This window comes from Paraburkholderia sp. BL21I4N1 (assembly GCF_002973525.1).
Classification (GTDB): Bacteria; Pseudomonadota; Gammaproteobacteria; order Burkholderiales; family Burkholderiaceae; genus Paraburkholderia.
The window spans coordinates 44,472-60,298 of record NZ_PVEN01000011.1 but is presented as its reverse complement, the minus strand read 5'-3'; the positions used below and the strand labels follow the sequence as shown (position 1 = coordinate 60,298).

The 15,827-nt window shown below is 63.6% G+C and carries 16 protein-coding genes; 11 read left to right on the top strand and 5 right to left on the bottom strand.

What is annotated here, in order from left to right:
• The first annotated feature begins 186 nt into the window (after window positions 1-186).
• A complete protein-coding gene (locus tag B0G83_RS24845; protein WP_035554587.1) occupies window positions 187-699 on the top strand; it encodes a winged helix DNA-binding protein in 513 nt (170 codons plus the stop codon).
• Between the two features lie 110 nt (window positions 700-809).
• Here B0G83_RS24845 and B0G83_RS24840 read toward each other — a convergent pair whose 3' ends face one another.
• On the bottom strand, window positions 810-1,352 hold the full coding sequence (locus B0G83_RS24840; RefSeq protein WP_258168204.1) for a 5-formyltetrahydrofolate cyclo-ligase: 543 nt from the start codon (window positions 1,350-1,352) through the stop codon (window positions 810-812).
• Between the two features lie 77 nt (window positions 1,353-1,429).
• Between B0G83_RS24840 and B0G83_RS24835 the strand changes: the two genes are divergently transcribed.
• From B0G83_RS24835 to B0G83_RS24820, 4 genes are all read left to right on the top strand, one after another.
• The gene (locus tag B0G83_RS24835; RefSeq protein ID WP_105510054.1) at window positions 1,430-3,397 is read left to right on the top strand and encodes a lytic transglycosylase domain-containing protein; all 1,968 of its coding nucleotides are present in this window, start codon (window positions 1,430-1,432) and stop codon (window positions 3,395-3,397) included.
• Between the two features lie 91 nt (window positions 3,398-3,488).
• The gene (locus B0G83_RS24830; RefSeq protein WP_105510053.1) at window positions 3,489-4,442 is read left to right on the top strand and encodes a complex I NDUFA9 subunit family protein; all 954 of its coding nucleotides are present in this window, start codon (window positions 3,489-3,491) and stop codon (window positions 4,440-4,442) included.
• A gap of 29 nt (window positions 4,443-4,471) precedes the next feature.
• Entirely contained in the window at window positions 4,472-5,125 is a 654-nt protein-coding gene (locus B0G83_RS24825; RefSeq protein WP_105510052.1) for a glutathione S-transferase family protein, read from the top strand.
• Complete coding sequence (locus tag B0G83_RS24820; RefSeq protein WP_105510215.1) at window positions 5,122-6,354, top strand: multifunctional CCA addition/repair protein; 1,233 nt, start codon at window positions 5,122-5,124, stop codon at window positions 6,352-6,354. The genes B0G83_RS24825 and B0G83_RS24820 overlap by 4 nt, the downstream gene beginning before the upstream one ends.
• A 10-nt stretch (window positions 6,355-6,364) precedes the next feature.
• Here the strand turns inward: B0G83_RS24820 and B0G83_RS24815 are convergent, their stop codons facing one another.
• Both B0G83_RS24815 and B0G83_RS24810 read right to left on the bottom strand, forming a co-directional pair.
• Window positions 6,365-6,559 (bottom strand): DUF2905 domain-containing protein, encoded by a 195-nt coding sequence (locus B0G83_RS24815; protein WP_105510051.1) that lies wholly within the window; start codon window positions 6,557-6,559, stop codon window positions 6,365-6,367.
• 31 nt (window positions 6,560-6,590) lie between these two features.
• The gene (locus B0G83_RS24810) at window positions 6,591-7,796 is read right to left on the bottom strand and encodes a class I SAM-dependent methyltransferase (protein WP_105510050.1); all 1,206 of its coding nucleotides are present in this window, start codon (window positions 7,794-7,796) and stop codon (window positions 6,591-6,593) included.
• Between the two features lie 13 nt (window positions 7,797-7,809).
• On the opposite strand from B0G83_RS24810, the gene B0G83_RS24805 reads away from it, so the two are divergent.
• The 5 genes from B0G83_RS24805 (at window position 7,810) to glmS (ending at window position 13,400) form a co-directional block, all read left to right on the top strand.
• Window positions 7,810-8,628, top strand: coding sequence for an SDR family oxidoreductase (locus tag B0G83_RS24805; protein WP_105510049.1), 819 nt, complete (start codon window positions 7,810-7,812; stop codon window positions 8,626-8,628).
• Between the two features lie 45 nt (window positions 8,629-8,673).
• On the top strand, window positions 8,674-9,069 hold the full coding sequence (locus B0G83_RS24800; protein ID WP_035554606.1) for a dihydroneopterin aldolase: 396 nt from the start codon (window positions 8,674-8,676) through the stop codon (window positions 9,067-9,069).
• Between the two features lie 2 nt (window positions 9,070-9,071).
• Window positions 9,072-10,046, top strand: a complete 975-nt coding sequence (gene ttcA, locus B0G83_RS24795) for a tRNA 2-thiocytidine(32) synthetase TtcA (protein ID WP_105510048.1) — start codon at window positions 9,072-9,074, stop codon at window positions 10,044-10,046.
• Window positions 10,047-10,160: 114 nt separating this feature from the next.
• Window positions 10,161-11,522 (top strand): bifunctional UDP-N-acetylglucosamine diphosphorylase/glucosamine-1-phosphate N-acetyltransferase GlmU, encoded by a 1,362-nt coding sequence (gene glmU, locus B0G83_RS24790; RefSeq protein ID WP_105510047.1) that lies wholly within the window; start codon window positions 10,161-10,163, stop codon window positions 11,520-11,522.
• Window positions 11,523-11,582: 60 nt separating this feature from the next.
• The gene (gene glmS, locus B0G83_RS24785) at window positions 11,583-13,400 is read left to right on the top strand and encodes a glutamine--fructose-6-phosphate transaminase (isomerizing) (RefSeq protein WP_105510046.1); all 1,818 of its coding nucleotides are present in this window, start codon (window positions 11,583-11,585) and stop codon (window positions 13,398-13,400) included.
• 179 nt (window positions 13,401-13,579) lie between these two features.
• Here glmS and B0G83_RS24780 read toward each other — a convergent pair whose 3' ends face one another.
• Together B0G83_RS24780 and B0G83_RS24775 are read right to left on the bottom strand one after the other, a co-directional pair.
• Window positions 13,580-13,840, bottom strand: coding sequence for a DUF6723 family protein (locus B0G83_RS24780; protein WP_105510045.1), 261 nt, complete (start codon window positions 13,838-13,840; stop codon window positions 13,580-13,582).
• Window positions 13,841-13,995: 155 nt separating this feature from the next.
• Window positions 13,996-14,643, bottom strand: a complete 648-nt coding sequence (locus B0G83_RS24775) for a glutathione S-transferase family protein (RefSeq protein WP_105510044.1) — start codon at window positions 14,641-14,643, stop codon at window positions 13,996-13,998.
• 121 nt (window positions 14,644-14,764) lie between these two features.
• Between B0G83_RS24775 and B0G83_RS24770 the strand changes: the two genes are divergently transcribed.
• Window positions 14,765-15,730 carry a YafY family protein gene (locus tag B0G83_RS24770; protein ID WP_105510043.1) on the top strand — a complete coding sequence of 322 codons (966 nt, stop codon included), beginning with the start codon at window positions 14,765-14,767 and terminating at the stop codon, window positions 15,728-15,730.
• The last annotated feature ends 97 nt before the right edge of the window (window positions 15,731-15,827 follow it).

Here is a 15,827-nt window from a genome sequence, read left to right as displayed (position 1 = left end):
GAGAAGTCGAACATCTGGCGGACCTGCTGCCCCTATTAACGGCACCGGGTTCGCGATGATTGAAGCGTACATTATCAATAAAATATCAACAATTTCTCAATAAGCGTTTTTGCCAGGCTCGCCGGGACCGATGGCTCGTCGTACACTCCCGACACCTTCCCATCCTGTTTGCCGAGAATCGTCATCATGTCGCGCCATCCCACCAAGATCGTTTCGTCGGAGCATCTCGTGTCCGACAGCAGCGCGGAACTGTCCGAACTTGAATACGCGCTGATCATGGCGGGCAACGCATTCAACCGATGGATGGTGCGCTGCATGTCGGCGGCCGGTGAAAAGGACATGACCGCCATCGAAGTCTCGCTGCTGCACCATGTCAGTCATCGCGAGCGGCGCAAGAAGCTGGCGGACATCTGCTTCGTGCTGAACATCGAGGACACGCACGTCGCGACCTACGCGTTGAAAAAGCTCGTAGCTAGAGGGTATGTAAAAAGCGAAAAGACCGGCAAGGAAGTGTTCTTCTCGGCAACCGATGCCGGTCGCGAGTTGTGCATGCGGTATCGCGAGGTGCGCGAGAGCTGCCTGATTTCGACGTTGAAGGAGAGCGGGCTGACCAACGAGCAGATCGGCGAGGCCGCGCAACTGATGCGTAACGCGTCCGGTTTGTACGACACGGCGGCGCGGGCGGCGGCTTCTTTATAGTTGTGCGTTAAGCATGCGGGCGATTGGACGGGGCAGCGCCTGACAGATCACTTTCTCGTTGAGCGCCGGCCTGAGCGACGCTCACGTTTCTCGCCGCGCCAGCGCAATGCTCACTTCACCGGCTGCGGATAAAGCCCAGCCTCGGTCACGATCAGGTCGAGCGGCATGTCGTGAGCTTCGCGTTGCAATGCGTCGGTGCGGCACGCTTCATAAGCGACGCCGACCGTGAGCGGCGGTGTCGCCTCCGGCCACGCCGCCAGCGTGCGGTCGTAATAGCCACCGCCGTAACCCAGCCGGTAGCCTTCCGCGTCGAAGCCGACGCACGGCACGAACAGCAGATCCGGAATCACCACCTGCCCGGAAGTCGGCTCGGCGATTTTGTGATGGCCGAGCTTCATCGGTGTATCGGGCGTCCATGCGTGAAATTCGAGCGGCACGCCGCGCTCCCTGACCACCGGCAAACTGGCCACGCGTTGCGCGCCCGCCGCGAGCCACAGCGTGATCGCGCCGCGCGCGTCGAACTCGCCGGTGAGCGGCCAGTAGAACCCCACGCTGTTCACGTCATGGCGCTTCAACACGTCGAGCATGCGACGTCCGAGCGCGGCCTGGTGAGCCGGCTCGGAAGCCGCTTGTAGCCTGGCTTCCAATAGCATTCGACGCAGCGCCTTTTTCGATTCGGCGACGGGGTTGCATGCTATGCTTGGGTTCAATTCGCGCTCCAGAAACAACGATGTCAAAACGCCTTTACCGAGTATATCGCGCGGCCGGTCTGGCGCTCGCCGCTGTGGCGCTCGTCGCGTGCAGCACGGCCTCCGCCGTCAAGCCCATTCCCATTTCGCAGCTCTCGAACGACGACCAGATTTTCGTCCAGCTTCGCGAGGCCGCCCGCAATAACGACGCGGCCCGTGCAGCCCAGCTGGCGAGCATGATCCCGAACTATCCCGCGCCTTCTTATCTGGCGTACTTCCAGCTCAAGCCGCAGTTGTTCGATTCGAGCGGCCACGCCCGCGTCGACGCGCCGGACGCGCCCGTGCTGGCCTTCCTGCAGCAGTACGACGGCCAGGCGATCGCCGACCGGTTGCGCAACGACTACCTGACGGTGCTCGGCGCGCGTCACGACTGGCGCAACTTCGACCAGCAGTACGCGCGCTTCGTCCTGAACGACGACACGCAGGTGAAGTGCTATGCGCTCGAATCGCGGGCGTCGCGTGGCGAAAATGTCGCCGACGCGGCGCGTGCACTGCTGGTCGATCCGAAGTGGTACGGCGACGGCTGCGTCGATCTGATCACCTCGCTGGGCGTGAGCCGCCAGTTCAGTACCGACGACATCTGGCAGCAGATCCGTCTTGCCTACGAACAGAACTACACGTCGACCGGCAGCAAGCTCGTCGACGCACTCAGCAACCAGCCGCCCGATCCGGTGCTGTTCGGCCAAGCCACCAGCACGCCGCCGTTGCTGCTGGCGCGCGGCGTCGGACCCGATGCGCAGTCGCATCAGCTGGCGTTGTTGGCGATCACGCGCATGGCGCGCAACGACCCGGCCATGGCCGCGGCCACGTTCGCGTCGGTGGCGCCGTCGCTGAGTTCGCCCGAGCGCGCGATCGGCTGGGGCACGATTGCCTATCAGGCCGCCGCCAAGCAGATGCCGAGCGCGGTGGACTGGTATCGCCTGTCGGTGAATGCGCCGCTGTCGAACCCCGCGTATGAATGGCGCACCCGCACCGCGCTGCTCGCCGGCGACTGGACCATGGTGCGCTGGTCGATCGAGCAGATGCCGGCGGCGCTGCGCAATCAGCCTTCGTGGATCTACTGGCATGCGCGCGCGTTGAAGCAGGCCGGCGACACGGCCACCGCGAACCAAGAATTCGAATCGATCTCGCAGGGCTTCAATTTCTATGGCCAGCTGGCCATGGAAGAGCTCGGCCAGAAGATCACGGTGCCGCCGAAAACCGCGGTGACCGACGCCGAAGTGCAGCAGGCGGGTAACACGCCGGGCTTCGATCTGGCTCAGCGTTTCTATGCGCTGAATCTGCGGCTCGAAGGCAATCGCGAATGGAACTGGCCGCTGCGCAACATGAGCGACCGGCAACTGATCGCCGCCTCCGAATACGCGCGCCGCATCCAGTTGTACGACCGCACGGTCAACACGGCGGACCGTACGAAGAGCGAGCACGACTTCTCGTTGCGTTATCTGTCGCCGTTCCGCGATATCGTCGAACGCGATTCGCAGTCGAACGGGCTCGACGTGGAATGGGCTTATGGACTGATTCGTCAGGAGTCGCGTTTCATCATGAACGCGCGCTCCGAAGTCGGCGCGAGCGGTCTGATGCAGTTGATGCCGGGTACCGCGCAACTGGTCGCCAAGAAAATCGGCCTCGGCACGATTTCGCGCGAGCAGATGAACGACATCAACACCAATATCCTGCTGGGCACGAACTACCTGTCCATGATCTACAATCAGTTCGACGGGTCCGCCGTGCTCGCCACCGCCGGCTACAACGCCGGTCCGGGCCGGCCGCGCAACTGGCGGCAATCGTTGCAGCGTCCGGTGGAAGGCGCGATCTTCGCCGAGGCGATTCCGTTCCAGGAAACCCGCGACTACGTCAAGAATGTGTTGTCCAACACGGTCTACTACGCGGCATTGTTCGAAGGCCGTCCGCAATCGCTGAAGGCGCGTTTGGGTTATATCGCACCGTAAGCGCCGTGCCGCCGCCGCTCGGGTCCGCGTTCGACCGGAGCAGCGGCGCGCCACGCCAGCCCTTGCCGCGGCTTCCACCAGGGAGTCGAAAATGCGACATCAAGCCGTTGCGATCATTGGCGGTTCCGGTTTTATCGGCAGTCATCTCGTCAATTTGCTCGTTGAAATGGGCAAAGACGTGCGCATCGCCACCCGGCGGCGCTACAACGCGCGCCATCTCACGCTATTACCCATCGACGTGATCGAAGCCGACGTGTTCGATCCGGTTCAGCTCGCGCGTTTCGTCGAAGGCGCCGATTGCGTGATCAACCTCGTGGCCACGCTGCACGGCAAACGCGGCAAACCGTATGGTCCGGAGTTCGCGCGCATGCATGTCGAACTGCCGACCAAAATTGTCGCGGCTTGCGAGGGCAAGGGTGTGCATCGTCTGATTCATATCAGCGCGCTGGGCGCCGATTCGAACGGCCCGAGCATGTACACGCGCTCCAAGGGCGACGGCGAAAAGGCCGTGCACGCGGCCAATCTGGCGTGGACGATTTTCCGTCCGTCCGTCGTGTTCGGGCAGGAGGACCAGTTCCTCAACAAGTTCGCCTTTCTGCAGAAGATGTTTCCCGCGATTCCACTCGCCATGCCGGATGCGAAATTCCAGCCGGTTTATGTGGACGACGTGGCGAAAGCGATCATCAACGTGCTCGATATGGACGCCGCCAGCGGCCGCACCTACGAACTCGGCGGCCCGACCGTCTACACGCTCGAAGACCTCGTCGCCTATTGCGGCGACGTGATCGGCAAGCACGCGCGCATCATTCGTCTGCCGGACGCGTTCGCGCGTTTGCAGGCGCTGAGCTTCGAAATGGCCCCCGGCGAGCCGGTGATCTCGCGCGACAATCTGGATTCGATGAAAGTCGACAACGTATTGAGCGGGCCGTTGGCGCCTGAACTCGGTATTGAGCCGACCAGTATCGAAACCATCGCGCCGGTCTATCTGACCGGCGCGTCGACGCGTTCGCGCTTCGATACGTTCCGTGCCAGCGCCGGACGCTGAATTTACTTTTTTCTCCCGTTATAAAAAGCATGAAGCTGCTCATTGGTGACAAAAATTATTCGTCATGGTCGATGCGTCCATGGCTGCTGCTGAAGCATTTCGGCATTCCCTTCGAAGAGGTGCTGATCCATTTGCGCGAACCCGGCACGACGGCCGCGATCCTGGCGCATGCGCCGCGCGGACCCGGCAAGGTGCCGTGCCTGATCGGCGACGACGGACAGATCACGTGGGATTCGCTGGCGATCGCCGAGACGCTGGCCGAGCGCTTCCCGCAACACGCGCTGTGGCCGCGCGACGCCGCGGCGCGCAACCACGCGCGTAGCGTGAGCGCCGAGATGCACTCGGGCTTCGGTGAACTGCGCTCGAACATGTGGATGAACATTCGCGCCTCGTTTCCCGGCAAGAACGCGACGTCGGGTGCGCTGGCCGACATCGCGCGAATCGACACGCTCTGGTGCGATTGTCTCGATACGTACGGCGGCCCATTCCTGTTCGGCGAGTTCAGCATTGCCGACGCCATGTATGCGCCGGTGGTGATGCGCTTCAACACCTGGCAGCCGGCGTTGTCTGAAACGGCTTCGGCCTACGTTCGCCGAGTGACCGCATTGCCGGCCGTGCAGGCGTGGATCGACGATTCGCAGCGCGAAACCCACGCGCTTCCCGATCAAGACGTATGCCCATGAAACTCTACGTGGTAGGCGGCGCGGTTCGCGACGAACTGCTGGGCGTGCCGGTGCAGGACCGCGATTACGTCGTGGTCGGCGCGACGCCGGAGCAGATGGTGGCGCAGGGTTACCGTCCGGTGGGCAAGGATTTTCCGGTGTTTCTGCATCCGCAAACGCATGAGGAGTACGCGCTCGCGCGCACCGAGCGCAAGACGGCGGCGGGCTATCACGGCTTCCAGTTTTTCTATGCGCCGGACGTGACGCTGGAGGAAGACCTGGCGCGCCGCGACCTGACCATCAACGCGATGGCGCGCGAAGTGCGTCCGGACGGTGAATTGACCGGTCCGGTGATCGACCCGTTCAATGGCCAAGGCGACTTGCAGGCGCGGCTCTTCCGTCATGTGAGCGATGCGTTTCTCGAAGACCCCGTGCGGATCTTGCGGATCGCGCGGTTCGCCGCCCGGTTCGTGGATTTCACCGTCGAGCCGGAAACGCTGGCGCTGATGCGCAAGATGGTGGCTGACGGCGAAGTGGACGCGCTGGTCGCCGAACGCGTCTGGCAGGAAGTGTCGCGCGGCCTGATGGAGAAGAAGCCTTCGCGCATGTTCGAGGTGCTGCGCGAATGCGGCGCACTGGCGCGGATTCTGCCGGAAGTCGACGCGCTGTACGGTGTGCCGCAGCGCGCCGACTATCACCCGGAAGTGGACACGGGCGTTCACGTGATGATGGTGGTCGACCACGCCGCGCACCAGGGTTACGCGTTGCCGGTTCGCTTTGCCGCGTTGACGCACGACCTCGGCAAGGCGACCACGCCGGCAGACGTGTTGCCCCGGCATATCGGTCATGAAGAGCGCAGCGTGAATCTGCTGAAGCCGTTATGCGAGCGCCTGCGCGTGCCGAACGAGTGCCGCGACCTTGCGCTTCTGGTGGCGCGGGAGCACGGCAACATTCATCGCGTGATGGAAATGGGTGCGGCCGCGCTGGTGAGACTGCTCGAGCGCAGCGACGCGATTCGCAAGCCTGCGCGCTTCGCGGAAGCGTTGCAGGCGTGTGAATCGGATGCGCGTGGGCGCCTGGGGTTCGAGGCGCGCGATTATCCGCAGGCCGAGCGGCTGAGGGTGGCGCTCGTCGCGGCGCGTGGTGTCGATGCCGGTGCGGTGGCGAAGCGGCTGGCCGATGCGCCCGCCGGAATCAAGGAAGCGGTGCACAAGGAACGGATTCGGGCGGTGGAAGCGGCGATGGGTTGATAAGGCACGGCTACAACAGCCTGGCGAGCAACGACAACAGCATCGAGAGCACCAGCGTCGACATGAACGGAAACGGATACTCGCGGCCGAACAGCCGCAAGGTCACGTCGCCGGGCATGCGTCCAATGCCGATTTTCCTCAGCCATGGCCAGCAGGCCGACAGCACGGCCACCGCTACGAACGTTGTCAACAGCCAGCGGATCATCGCGCGTTCCCGAGCCGGATCAGGCAAAAAATCAGAGCGTATGCGAGCGGTCGCCGCTCGAAAACGCCTGCAACGTGTCGTCCAGACCGCGCGAAAACGCGATCACCTTGAACAGTTCGCCCATCTCCGCCTCGGACAACAACTTCTGCACCGCATTCGCCGCGGGCAAAAAGCGCTTGGTGTCGGACGGATCGATTGCCGATAGTGCCTCGGTAATCCCGGCGTTTAACAGAAACCGCGCTTGCGATGTGAAGCCGAGCAGATCGGCGCCCGTCTCGACGCCCGCTTCGGCGATGCCGGTGAATTCCACGTGCGCGGTGATGTCCTGCAAACCGGGATACAGAAATGGGTCACCGTGCGCGCGATGCCGGTAGTGGCACATCAGCGTGCCCTGCGCGCGTTGCGCGTGGTAGTACTCGTGACGCGGGAAACCGTAGTCGATAAAAAATGCCGCGCCGCGCACGAGCATCGTGCAGATGGTTCGCGTGAAAGCGCGCGCGGCTTCGTGCGTTTCGGTCACGTAGCCGTCGCTGGCGGTGTCAGCGGTGTCGGTGTCGATTTCAGCCAGCAGCGCAAGGTCGTCGGCGGCTGAGACCGCACGGTCTTCGAACGCAAACGCACCGTCGCGCGAAACGACACCGCGTTCGTGCCACGCGCCGGCATGGAAGGCGAATAGCCGCACCGGCATTGCGTCCAGCACTTCATTGCCGATCACCACGCCTTCGAAATGCTCCGGCAACATGTCCAGCCAGCGTACTTTGGCGGCGAGCGTGGGCGCGGCTGCTTCGATCGTTTCGCGTTGGCGCTCGCGTAGTTCGCCCGATAAATCCACGATCGCGTAACTGTCGAATTCCGCGCCCAGCGCGTCGAGCGCGCTGAGTAAGCCCGCGGCCAGTTTGCCCGTGCCGGCGCCGAATTCCATGACGTTGCGCGTGCCGCTTGCCTGCAGCGCTTCGGCGAGCGGTCGCGCCAGTGTCGTGGCAAACAGCGGTGACAATTCCGGCGCGGTGACGAAGTCGCTGCCGTCGTCGCCGCGCAGGCCGAATTTGCGGGCGCCGCCGCTGTAATAACCGAGTCCCGGCGCGTATAACGCGCGCTCCATGTAACGGTCGAACGGCAGCCAGCCGCCGGCGTCGCCGAGCTCCGCGCGCAGTTGCGCGACCAGCGCTTCCGACTGCGCGAGCGCGCTCGGGCCAGGAGCAGGTAAACTATCGGGTTGGTGAGCTTTCGGATTCATCCCCGCATTGTAAATGACCGCCTCTCTGGATACCGCTGCTGCCCGCGCGCCTGACGCGCCGCGAATCGTGCTGATTACCGGCGCCGCCCGCCGCATCGGGCGGGCGCTCGCGCTCGGCTTTGCCGCGCGGGGCTGGGACGTGGCGGTACATTACGGCGAATCACGCGAAGCAGCCGACCAGGTGGTCGCCGAAATCGTCGCGCTGGGCCGCCGGGCAATCGCGCTGCAGGCCGAATTGGGCGACGAGGCGCAGGTCGAACGGCTTTTGCCGGCCTGTATCGCGGCGCTTGGGCGGCCGGCGTGCATCGTCAACAACGCGTCGCGTTTCGAAGAAGATACGGCGCTGAATGTCGGCTACGAGTTGTTGCTCAAGCTGACCGCGATGAACGTCGGCGCGCCGCTGGTGCTCGCGCGTATGCTCTACGAAGCCACGCCGGAGGCCGCGCGCGGCGACGAAAGCCAGCGCGGCGTCGTGATCAACGTGCTGGATCAGAAGCTGTACAACATGAATCCGGATTACCTGTCGTACACGCTGTCGAAGGCGGCGTTGCAGACAGCCACGGTCGCGCTGGCGCAGGCTTTGGCGCCGAAAGTGCGGGTGGTCGGGCTCGCGCCCGGCCTGACGATGCAATCGGGCGATCAAACGCCGGACGGTTTCGCTGCCGCTCACCGTACTACGCCTTTGGGTCGCGCGTCGCGGCCCGAGGATATTGTCGCCGCCGCGCTGTATCTCGCCGATGCAGCGGGCGTCACCGGAACGACGCTGGTGGTCGACGGCGGGCAGCACCTGGTGCCCCTGCCGCGCGACGTTATGTTTTTGACGGGCGCCTGAAACGCCCTTTGCGTGCTCCGCACGCTTTTTTCGACTGGAACGAACATGTTTGCCGCTCTTTCGCATCCCCGGCTCGCCGATTGCCGCCGGCTCTTTCTGCGCAATTACGAAGTGCACATCAACATCGGCGTGCACGATTTCGAAAAGCGCGGCGAACAGCGCGTCGTGATCAACGTCGAACTGTTCGTGCCGCTTGCGCTGTCCACACCGGTGGCGGACAAGCTGAATGAGGTCGTCGATTACGACTTCATGCGCTCGACCATCGCGCGTCGCGTCGAACAAGGCCACATTCATTTGCAGGAAACGCTCTGCGACGACCTCGTCAAGACCATGCTCGAGCATCCGCTGGTGCGGGCCGCGCGCGTGTCGACCGAGAAGCCGGACGTCTATCCCGACTGTGACGCGGTGGGCGTCGAAGTCTTCCGCGTCAAGGAGGATTGAGCATGGCCACGCCCGACATCCTGAACCAGGCCGAGGCCGCCGCGCCGACGAAGATGCCGCTCACGCGCCGCGAGCAGAAAGAAGCGTACGAGAACAACAAGCTGTTCAAGCGGCTCGCGCGCCAGGTCGGCGAGGCGATCGTCGACTTCAACATGATCGAGGAAGGCGACAAGGTGATGGTCTGCCTGTCGGGCGGCAAAGACAGCTACGCGATGCTCGAACTGCTGATGCGGCTGCGCGAGCGCGCGCCGATCAACTTCGAGATCGTCGCGGTCAACCTCGACCAGAAGCAGCCGGGCTTTCCGGAGCACGTGCTGCCCGAATACCTGAAGCAACTCGACATTCCGTTTCACATCGAGAACCAGGACACGTACAGCATCGTCAAGCGGCTGGTGCCGGAGGGCAAGACCACCTGCTCGCTGTGCTCGCGGCTGCGTCGCGGCATTCTGTACCGCGTCGCGGGTGAACTCGGCGCGACCAAGATCGCGCTCGGCCATCATCGCGACGACATTCTGCAAACGCTGCTGCTGAACATGTTTTACGGCGGCAAGCTGAAGGGCATGCCGCCCAAGCTGCAATCCGACGACGGCAAGAACATCGTGATCCGCCCGCTCGCCTATGTGAAGGAAACCGATCTCGAGAAATACGCGGAACTGCGCGAATTCCCGATCATTCCGTGCAACCTGTGCGGCAGCCAGCCTAACCTGAAGCGCGCGGAAATGAAGGCGCTGGTCCGCGATTGGGAAAAGCGTTTCCCGGGGCGCATCGAGAATATGTTCAATGCATTGTCGAACGTCGTGCCGTCGCATTTGATGGATCACCAGCTGTTCCCGTTCGCGGGCTTGCGCGCCACCGGCGAGGCCGATCCGCAAGGCGACATTGCGTTCGACGAAGAGCCGTGCTCGACCGGCTCGAACGACGTTGCAATGCCTAACGCATTGAAACCGATTTCGATCGTCCAGTTCGACGATCTTTGACGAAAACGCCCGAACTACGGGCATTTCAGCCGGTTATAGCGTGTTTCACAACGGCGTTGGCGGTGGGCTGCATGATAGAATCGGCGGCTCCAAACTCGTCTACTCGCCGACGCCATGAACATCGTTATTTTGGCGGCAGGCACCGGCAAGCGCATGCGGTCCGCGCTGCCCAAGGTGCTCCATCCGCTGGCCGGCCGGCCACTCCTCGCTCATGTCATCGACACCGCACGTGCGCTGAATCCCGCGCGTCTCGTCGTGGTGATCGGTCATGGCGCCGAAGCCGTGCGCCAGGCGGTTGCGGCGCCGGACGTTCAGTTCGCCGTGCAGGAACAGCAACTCGGCACGGGGCACGCGGTGCAGCAGGCGTTGCCGCTGCTCGACCCGAACGCGCCCACGCTGGTGCTTTACGGCGACGTGCCGCTCACGCGCGCCAGCACGTTGCGCGCGCTGACCGACCGGGCGGGCGAGGGCGGCTACGGTGTGCTCACCGTTACGCTCGCGGACCCGAGCGGCTACGGCCGCATCGTGCGTGATGCGCGGGGCAAGGTATCGCGTATCGTCGAGCAGAAAGACGCAACGCCCGAGCAACTCAAGATCGCCGAAATCAACACGGGCATCATCGTGGCGCCGACCGGGCGTCTCGCCGGCTGGCTCGCGGCCTTGAAAAACGACAATGCGCAAGGCGAGTTCTATCTCACCGACGCGGTCGAGATGGCGATCGAGGCTGGCCTCGAAGTCGTGACCACGCAGCCGCACGAAGAGTGGGAAACGCTAGGCGTGAACAGCAAGCAGCAGCTTGCTGAACTCGAGCGAATCTATCAGGGCGAACTGGCGGAAGCATTGCTGGTGGCGGGCGTGACGCTGGCCGACCCGGCGCGTCTGGACGTCCGCGGCACGCTCGAATGCGGCCGCGATGTCTCGATCGACGTGAACTGCGTGTTCGAAGGCCGCGTCACGCTGGCCGACAACGTCGCCATCGGGCCGAACTGTGTGATCCGCAATGCAACGATCGGCGCCGGTACGCGTGTCGACGCCTTCACGCATATCGAAGGCGCCGAAGTCGGCGCGAACGTCGTGCTCGGACCGTATGCGCGGCTGCGGCCCGGTGCGTTGCTGGCGGATGAATCGCATGTCGGCAACTTCGTCGAAGTGAAGAACGCGGTGCTCGGCCGCGGCTCCAAAGCGAACCACCTCACGTATATCGGCGACGCGGACATCGGGGCGCGCGTGAATATCGGCGCGGGCACCATCACCTGCAATTACGACGGCGCGAACAAATTCCGCACTATTATCGAAGACGACGTTTTCGTCGGGTCGGACACGCAGCTGGTCGCGCCGGTGCGCGTCGGGCGCGGTGTGACGATCGCGGCGGGCACCACGGTGTGGAAAGACGTCGAAGCCGAGACGCTGGTGTTGAACGACAAGACGCAAACCAGCAAGACGGGCTACGTCCGCCCGACCAAGAAGAAGAGCTGATGAACATGACGCGCGCTTCGGGCGCGCTCCTTGCAATCCAGCACTGAAAAGGAATAAGCCATGTGTGGCATTGTTGGCGCGGTTGCGCAACGTAACATCGTTCCCGTCCTGATCGAAGGACTGCGTCGCCTCGAGTATCGCGGCTACGACTCGTGCGGCGTGGCCGTGCTCGGCGCCGACGGTCCGCGTCGCGCTCGCAGCGTGGCGCGCGTCGCCGATCTCGACGAGCAGGTTCGCGAGAACCATCTGGAAGGCATCACCGGTATCGCGCATACGCGCTGGGCCACGCATGGCGCGCCGGTCACGGACAACGCGCACCCGATCTTCTCGAAAGATGCGCTCGCGTTGGTACACAACGGCATCATCGAAAACTACGAATCGCTGCGGGAGATGTTGCGCGGCAAGGGTTACACGTTCGTCTCGCAGACCGACACCGAGGTTATCGCTCACCTGGTTCACAGCCTGTATCGCGGCGATCTGTTCGCGGCGGTGCGTGAAGCGGTTGCGCAGTTGCACGGCGCCTATGCGATCGCGGTCCTGCACAAGGATCAGCCGCATACCGTGGTCGGCGCGCGTCAGGGTTCGCCGCTGGTGGTCGGGCTCGGCAACGGCGAGAACTTCCTCGCGTCAGACGCACTTGCGCTCGCGGGCAGCACCGAACGCTTCATCTTCCTCGAAGAAGGCGACGTGTGCGAACTGTCGCTGGAAGGCGTGCGTATCGCCGACCGCGACGGCAATGAAGCGCAGCGCGACGTGCGACAGGTCGCGGCATACGGCGGCGCGGTCGAACTCGGCCCGTACCGTCACTTCATGCAGAAAGAAATCTTCGAGCAACCGCGCGCGATCTCCGACACGATTCCGCAAGCGGATTCGTTCGACGCGTCGCTGTTCGGCGAAGGCGCGGACAAAGTGTTCGCGGACATCGACAGTCTGCTGATTCTCGCTTGCGGCACGAGCTACTACTCGGGGCTGACGGCGAAGTACTGGCTCGAATCGATCGCGAAGATTCCAACGCAGGTGGAAATTGCCAGCGAGTATCGCTACCGCGAGTCGGTGCCGAATCCGAAAGCGCTGGTCGTGGTGATCTCGCAGTCAGGCGAGACGGCGGACACGCTGGCGGCGCTGAAGCATGCGCAATCGCTGGGACATACGCACACGCTGGCCATCTGCAATGTCGGTACGAGCGCAATGGTGCGTCAAACCGAACTGTCGTTCCTCACGCATGCCGGCCGCGAGATCGGTGTCGCATCGACCAAGGCATTCACCACGCAACTGGTCGCGCTGTTCGTGCTCGCCGCGACGCTGGCGAAGTTGCGCGGCCGTGTGAGCGAAGCGCAGGAAGCCGAATATCTGAAGCAGTTGCGTCACCTGCCGGCTGCACTGAATAGCGTGCTGGCGCTGGAGCCGCAGATCATCGCGTGGTCGGAAGAGTTCTCGCGCAAGGAACATGCGTTGTTCCTCGGGCGTGGCCTGCATTACCCGATCGCGCTCGAAGGCGCGCTGAAACTCAAGGAGATTTCGTACATTCACGCTGAGGCCTATCCGGCCGGCGAGTTGAAGCACGGGCCGTTGGCGCTCGTGACCGAGGCAATGCCGGTGGTGACGGTGGCGCCGAATGACGCGCTGCTGGAAAAGCTGAAGTCGAATATTCAGGAAGTGCGCGCGCGGGGCGGTCAGTTGTATGTGTTTGCGGACGCGGATACCAGGATCGTCAACGACGAAGGCCTGCATGTAATCCGGATGCCCGAGCACTATGGGTTGCTGTCGCCTATCCTGCACGTGGTGCCGTTGCAGTTGCTGGCGTATCACACGGCGTGTGCACGGGGTACCGACGTGGATAAGCCGCGGAATCTGGCGAAATCGGTGACGGTGGAATGAGGGTAGGGCCGGCGTCTGTGTAGAGGGTTTTTCTCACGGACCTCGGCGATCGCTAATGTCGCGCAGCGTTGCGCGGCGTAAGCGGAACTGTGTGTCAAAGGGCGCTGAAGCCGTTTTCAGCGCCCTTTTTGTTTGCCACGGTCGTTGGCGGTTGTGCGTCGTTTCGCCGTCGACAGGCATCAAAGCTCAGGTCGCGCCAGATCACTAGCCACAATATGTTCGCCATAAACCTGCGCCGCCGCGACCGCTTCGAGCTTGGTCGCATAGGGGCCCAACTCCGGCGCGCCGTCGAACGGGAACAGCACGCGGCCGTCGGTGGTTCGAACCACTTTCAACACGCCGAAGAAACGCCGGTAGCCGGCCAGTCTGGACGTGGCCGATACGTCGAACTCGTCTTCCGACTTCGCGGGCACGCTGGGAATAAAGGCGGTCTTGCTCATACCTGAAAACATCTCTTGTTCAAGGGGGCGGCGTCTGCGCGGAAGGCCGAACCGCGCCCAGTTGTCCCGGCAAGACATTCACCGGCGGCCTGCATTGTCTCAAATCCCGGGGGACCTGGTCGGCCGACCGACATGCGCAAGCGCCGCCTGCCCCTTCATCCTCCGCTCACCGCCGCCGCATGGTCGGCCGCCAGCGCGATATCGCGCTCATTCACCCCGACGAAACTCGGCCGGGAACAAATACGCCCGACGTAGTCGAGCAGAACCGGCGTTTCCGGCACCAGCTTGAACATCATTCCCCAGTGCAACGCGATGCCCCACAGAATGTCGGCCGCGGACAGCGTCGCTCCCAGCAGATACGGCGACGCCTGCAACTGCTCCGCCAGCGTGCCTATCATCGAATCGAAATCGCCGTAGGGCGACGTGGCGAGCGGCGCCGGTTCGCGCTTCATCGCCTTGTCGACCAGCGCCGGTTCGTAGCACGCCGCGTAGTACACGAGCCAGCGCAGGTACGGACCGCGGCGCGGATCGTCGAGCTTCGGCGCGAGGGCCGCCTCGGGGAACAGATCCGCCAGATAGATGAAGATGGCCACCTGCTCGGTGACCAGCGCGTCGCCGTGAAGAATCGCCGGCACCTTGCCGAGCGGATTGATGGCGAGATACGGCGCTTTGCGGTGCTCGCCGGCCTTCATGTTCAGCACCTTCAGTTGATACGGCGCGCCGAGTTCCTCGAGCAGCGTGAGCGCGCTGACGGAGCGGCATTGCGGCGAATGGAACAGGGTGATCGTGCGGTCTGTGGTCATGACGAGGCGCCTCCGGATGAGCGTTATGTGAGAACCGGCGGGACATGCTCAGCGCCGGACTGCAATCATCCTAAGCCGCCATACCTGTCAGTTTCTGTCAGGTATGACTACACTTGAACGAATGAGAGCCAGCCGCCTTCTTTCCATTCTGATGACGCTGCAGGCACGCGGGCGTGTCACCGCGCAGTCGCTTGCCGACGAATGCGCGGTCTCGCTGCGCACCATCTATCGCGATATCGACGCGTTGAGTGCCGCGGGCGTGCCGGTTCATAGCGAGCGCGGCGCGGAAGGCGGTTATCGCCTGCTCGACGGTTATCGCACGCGCTTGAACGGACTGTCGTCGCAGGAAGCGGAGTCGCTGTTTCTGTCAGGTTTGCCCGGGCCGGTGCAGGCGCTCGGTCTGGGCGCCGTGATGGCCGGGGCACAAACCAAGCTGCTTGCCGCGCTGCCGGTCGAGTTGCGCTCCACCGCCGAGCGCATGCGTTCGCGCTTTCACCTCGACGCGCCGGCATGGTTCTCCGACGCGGATCAGCCGGCGCATCTGCCGTTGATCGCGCGGGCGGTGTGGGAACAGCGCCCGCTGCAGATTCGCTATCAAAGCTGGAAGGCCGAAAAGTTTCGGCGGATCGAGCCGCTCGGCGTCGTGCTGAAAAGCGGCGCCTGGTATGTGGTCGGACGCGTCGACGCGGACGTTCGCATCTACCGGATCGCGCGCATTCTCGAACTGAGCCTGCTGGACGAGACTTTCGAGCGGCCGCTCACGTTCGATCTCGCCACCTACTGGCAGGACAGCACGCGCCGTTTGTCCGAGGAGTTGTACGCGAACGAAGCCACCTTGCGCCTTTCGCCGTGGGGCGTGCAGATGCTCGAAGCGTTCACGTCGCCGTTCGCGCGTGCGGCCGCCACAATCGGCGAACCCGATCCCGTGGATGGCTGGCGCACCGTGACGTTGCCCGTCGGTTCGACGAGACAGGCGTGCGCGGAATTCCTGAGCTTTGGCAGCGAGGCGGAAGTGCTGGCGCCGCTGGAATTGCGCGAGAAGATCGCTGAAGTCGTGGCGGCGCTGCATCGCCGTTACGCTTCGTGATCACGCTGGGCGGTGCGTTTCAGGCATGCCCATACGTCGCGTTATATGTCCTCTATATGACGAAATTGCGGCAATCGTCACGCCGAAGTCATGCGCG

Excerpts from the sequence above, each read along its gene's own strand:
- B0G83_RS24845 (WP_035554587.1), top strand. The coding sequence starts at position 187 with ATGTCGCGCCATCCCACCAAGATCGTTTCGTCGGAGCATCTCGTGTCC.
- B0G83_RS24840 (WP_258168204.1), bottom strand. The coding sequence starts at position 1,352 with ATGCTATTGGAAGCCAGGCTACAAGCGGCTTCCGAGCCGGCTCACCAG.
- B0G83_RS24835 (WP_105510054.1), top strand. The coding sequence starts at position 1,430 with ATGTCAAAACGCCTTTACCGAGTATATCGCGCGGCCGGTCTGGCGCTC.
- B0G83_RS24830 (WP_105510053.1), top strand. The coding sequence starts at position 3,489 with ATGCGACATCAAGCCGTTGCGATCATTGGCGGTTCCGGTTTTATCGGC.
- B0G83_RS24825 (WP_105510052.1), top strand. The coding sequence starts at position 4,472 with ATGAAGCTGCTCATTGGTGACAAAAATTATTCGTCATGGTCGATGCGT.
- B0G83_RS24820 (WP_105510215.1), top strand. The coding sequence starts at position 5,122 with ATGAAACTCTACGTGGTAGGCGGCGCGGTTCGCGACGAACTGCTGGGC.
- B0G83_RS24815 (WP_105510051.1), bottom strand. The coding sequence starts at position 6,559 with ATGATCCGCTGGCTGTTGACAACGTTCGTAGCGGTGGCCGTGCTGTCG.
- B0G83_RS24810 (WP_105510050.1), bottom strand. The coding sequence starts at position 7,796 with ATGAATCCGAAAGCTCACCAACCCGATAGTTTACCTGCTCCTGGCCCG.
- B0G83_RS24805 (WP_105510049.1), top strand. The coding sequence starts at position 7,810 with ATGACCGCCTCTCTGGATACCGCTGCTGCCCGCGCGCCTGACGCGCCG.
- B0G83_RS24800 (WP_035554606.1), top strand. The coding sequence starts at position 8,674 with ATGTTTGCCGCTCTTTCGCATCCCCGGCTCGCCGATTGCCGCCGGCTC.
- ttcA (WP_105510048.1), top strand. The coding sequence starts at position 9,072 with ATGGCCACGCCCGACATCCTGAACCAGGCCGAGGCCGCCGCGCCGACG.
- glmU (WP_105510047.1), top strand. The coding sequence starts at position 10,161 with ATGAACATCGTTATTTTGGCGGCAGGCACCGGCAAGCGCATGCGGTCC.
- glmS (WP_105510046.1), top strand. The coding sequence starts at position 11,583 with ATGTGTGGCATTGTTGGCGCGGTTGCGCAACGTAACATCGTTCCCGTC.
- B0G83_RS24780 (WP_105510045.1), bottom strand. The coding sequence starts at position 13,840 with ATGAGCAAGACCGCCTTTATTCCCAGCGTGCCCGCGAAGTCGGAAGAC.
- B0G83_RS24775 (WP_105510044.1), bottom strand. The coding sequence starts at position 14,643 with ATGACCACAGACCGCACGATCACCCTGTTCCATTCGCCGCAATGCCGC.
- B0G83_RS24770 (WP_105510043.1), top strand. The coding sequence starts at position 14,765 with ATGAGAGCCAGCCGCCTTCTTTCCATTCTGATGACGCTGCAGGCACGC.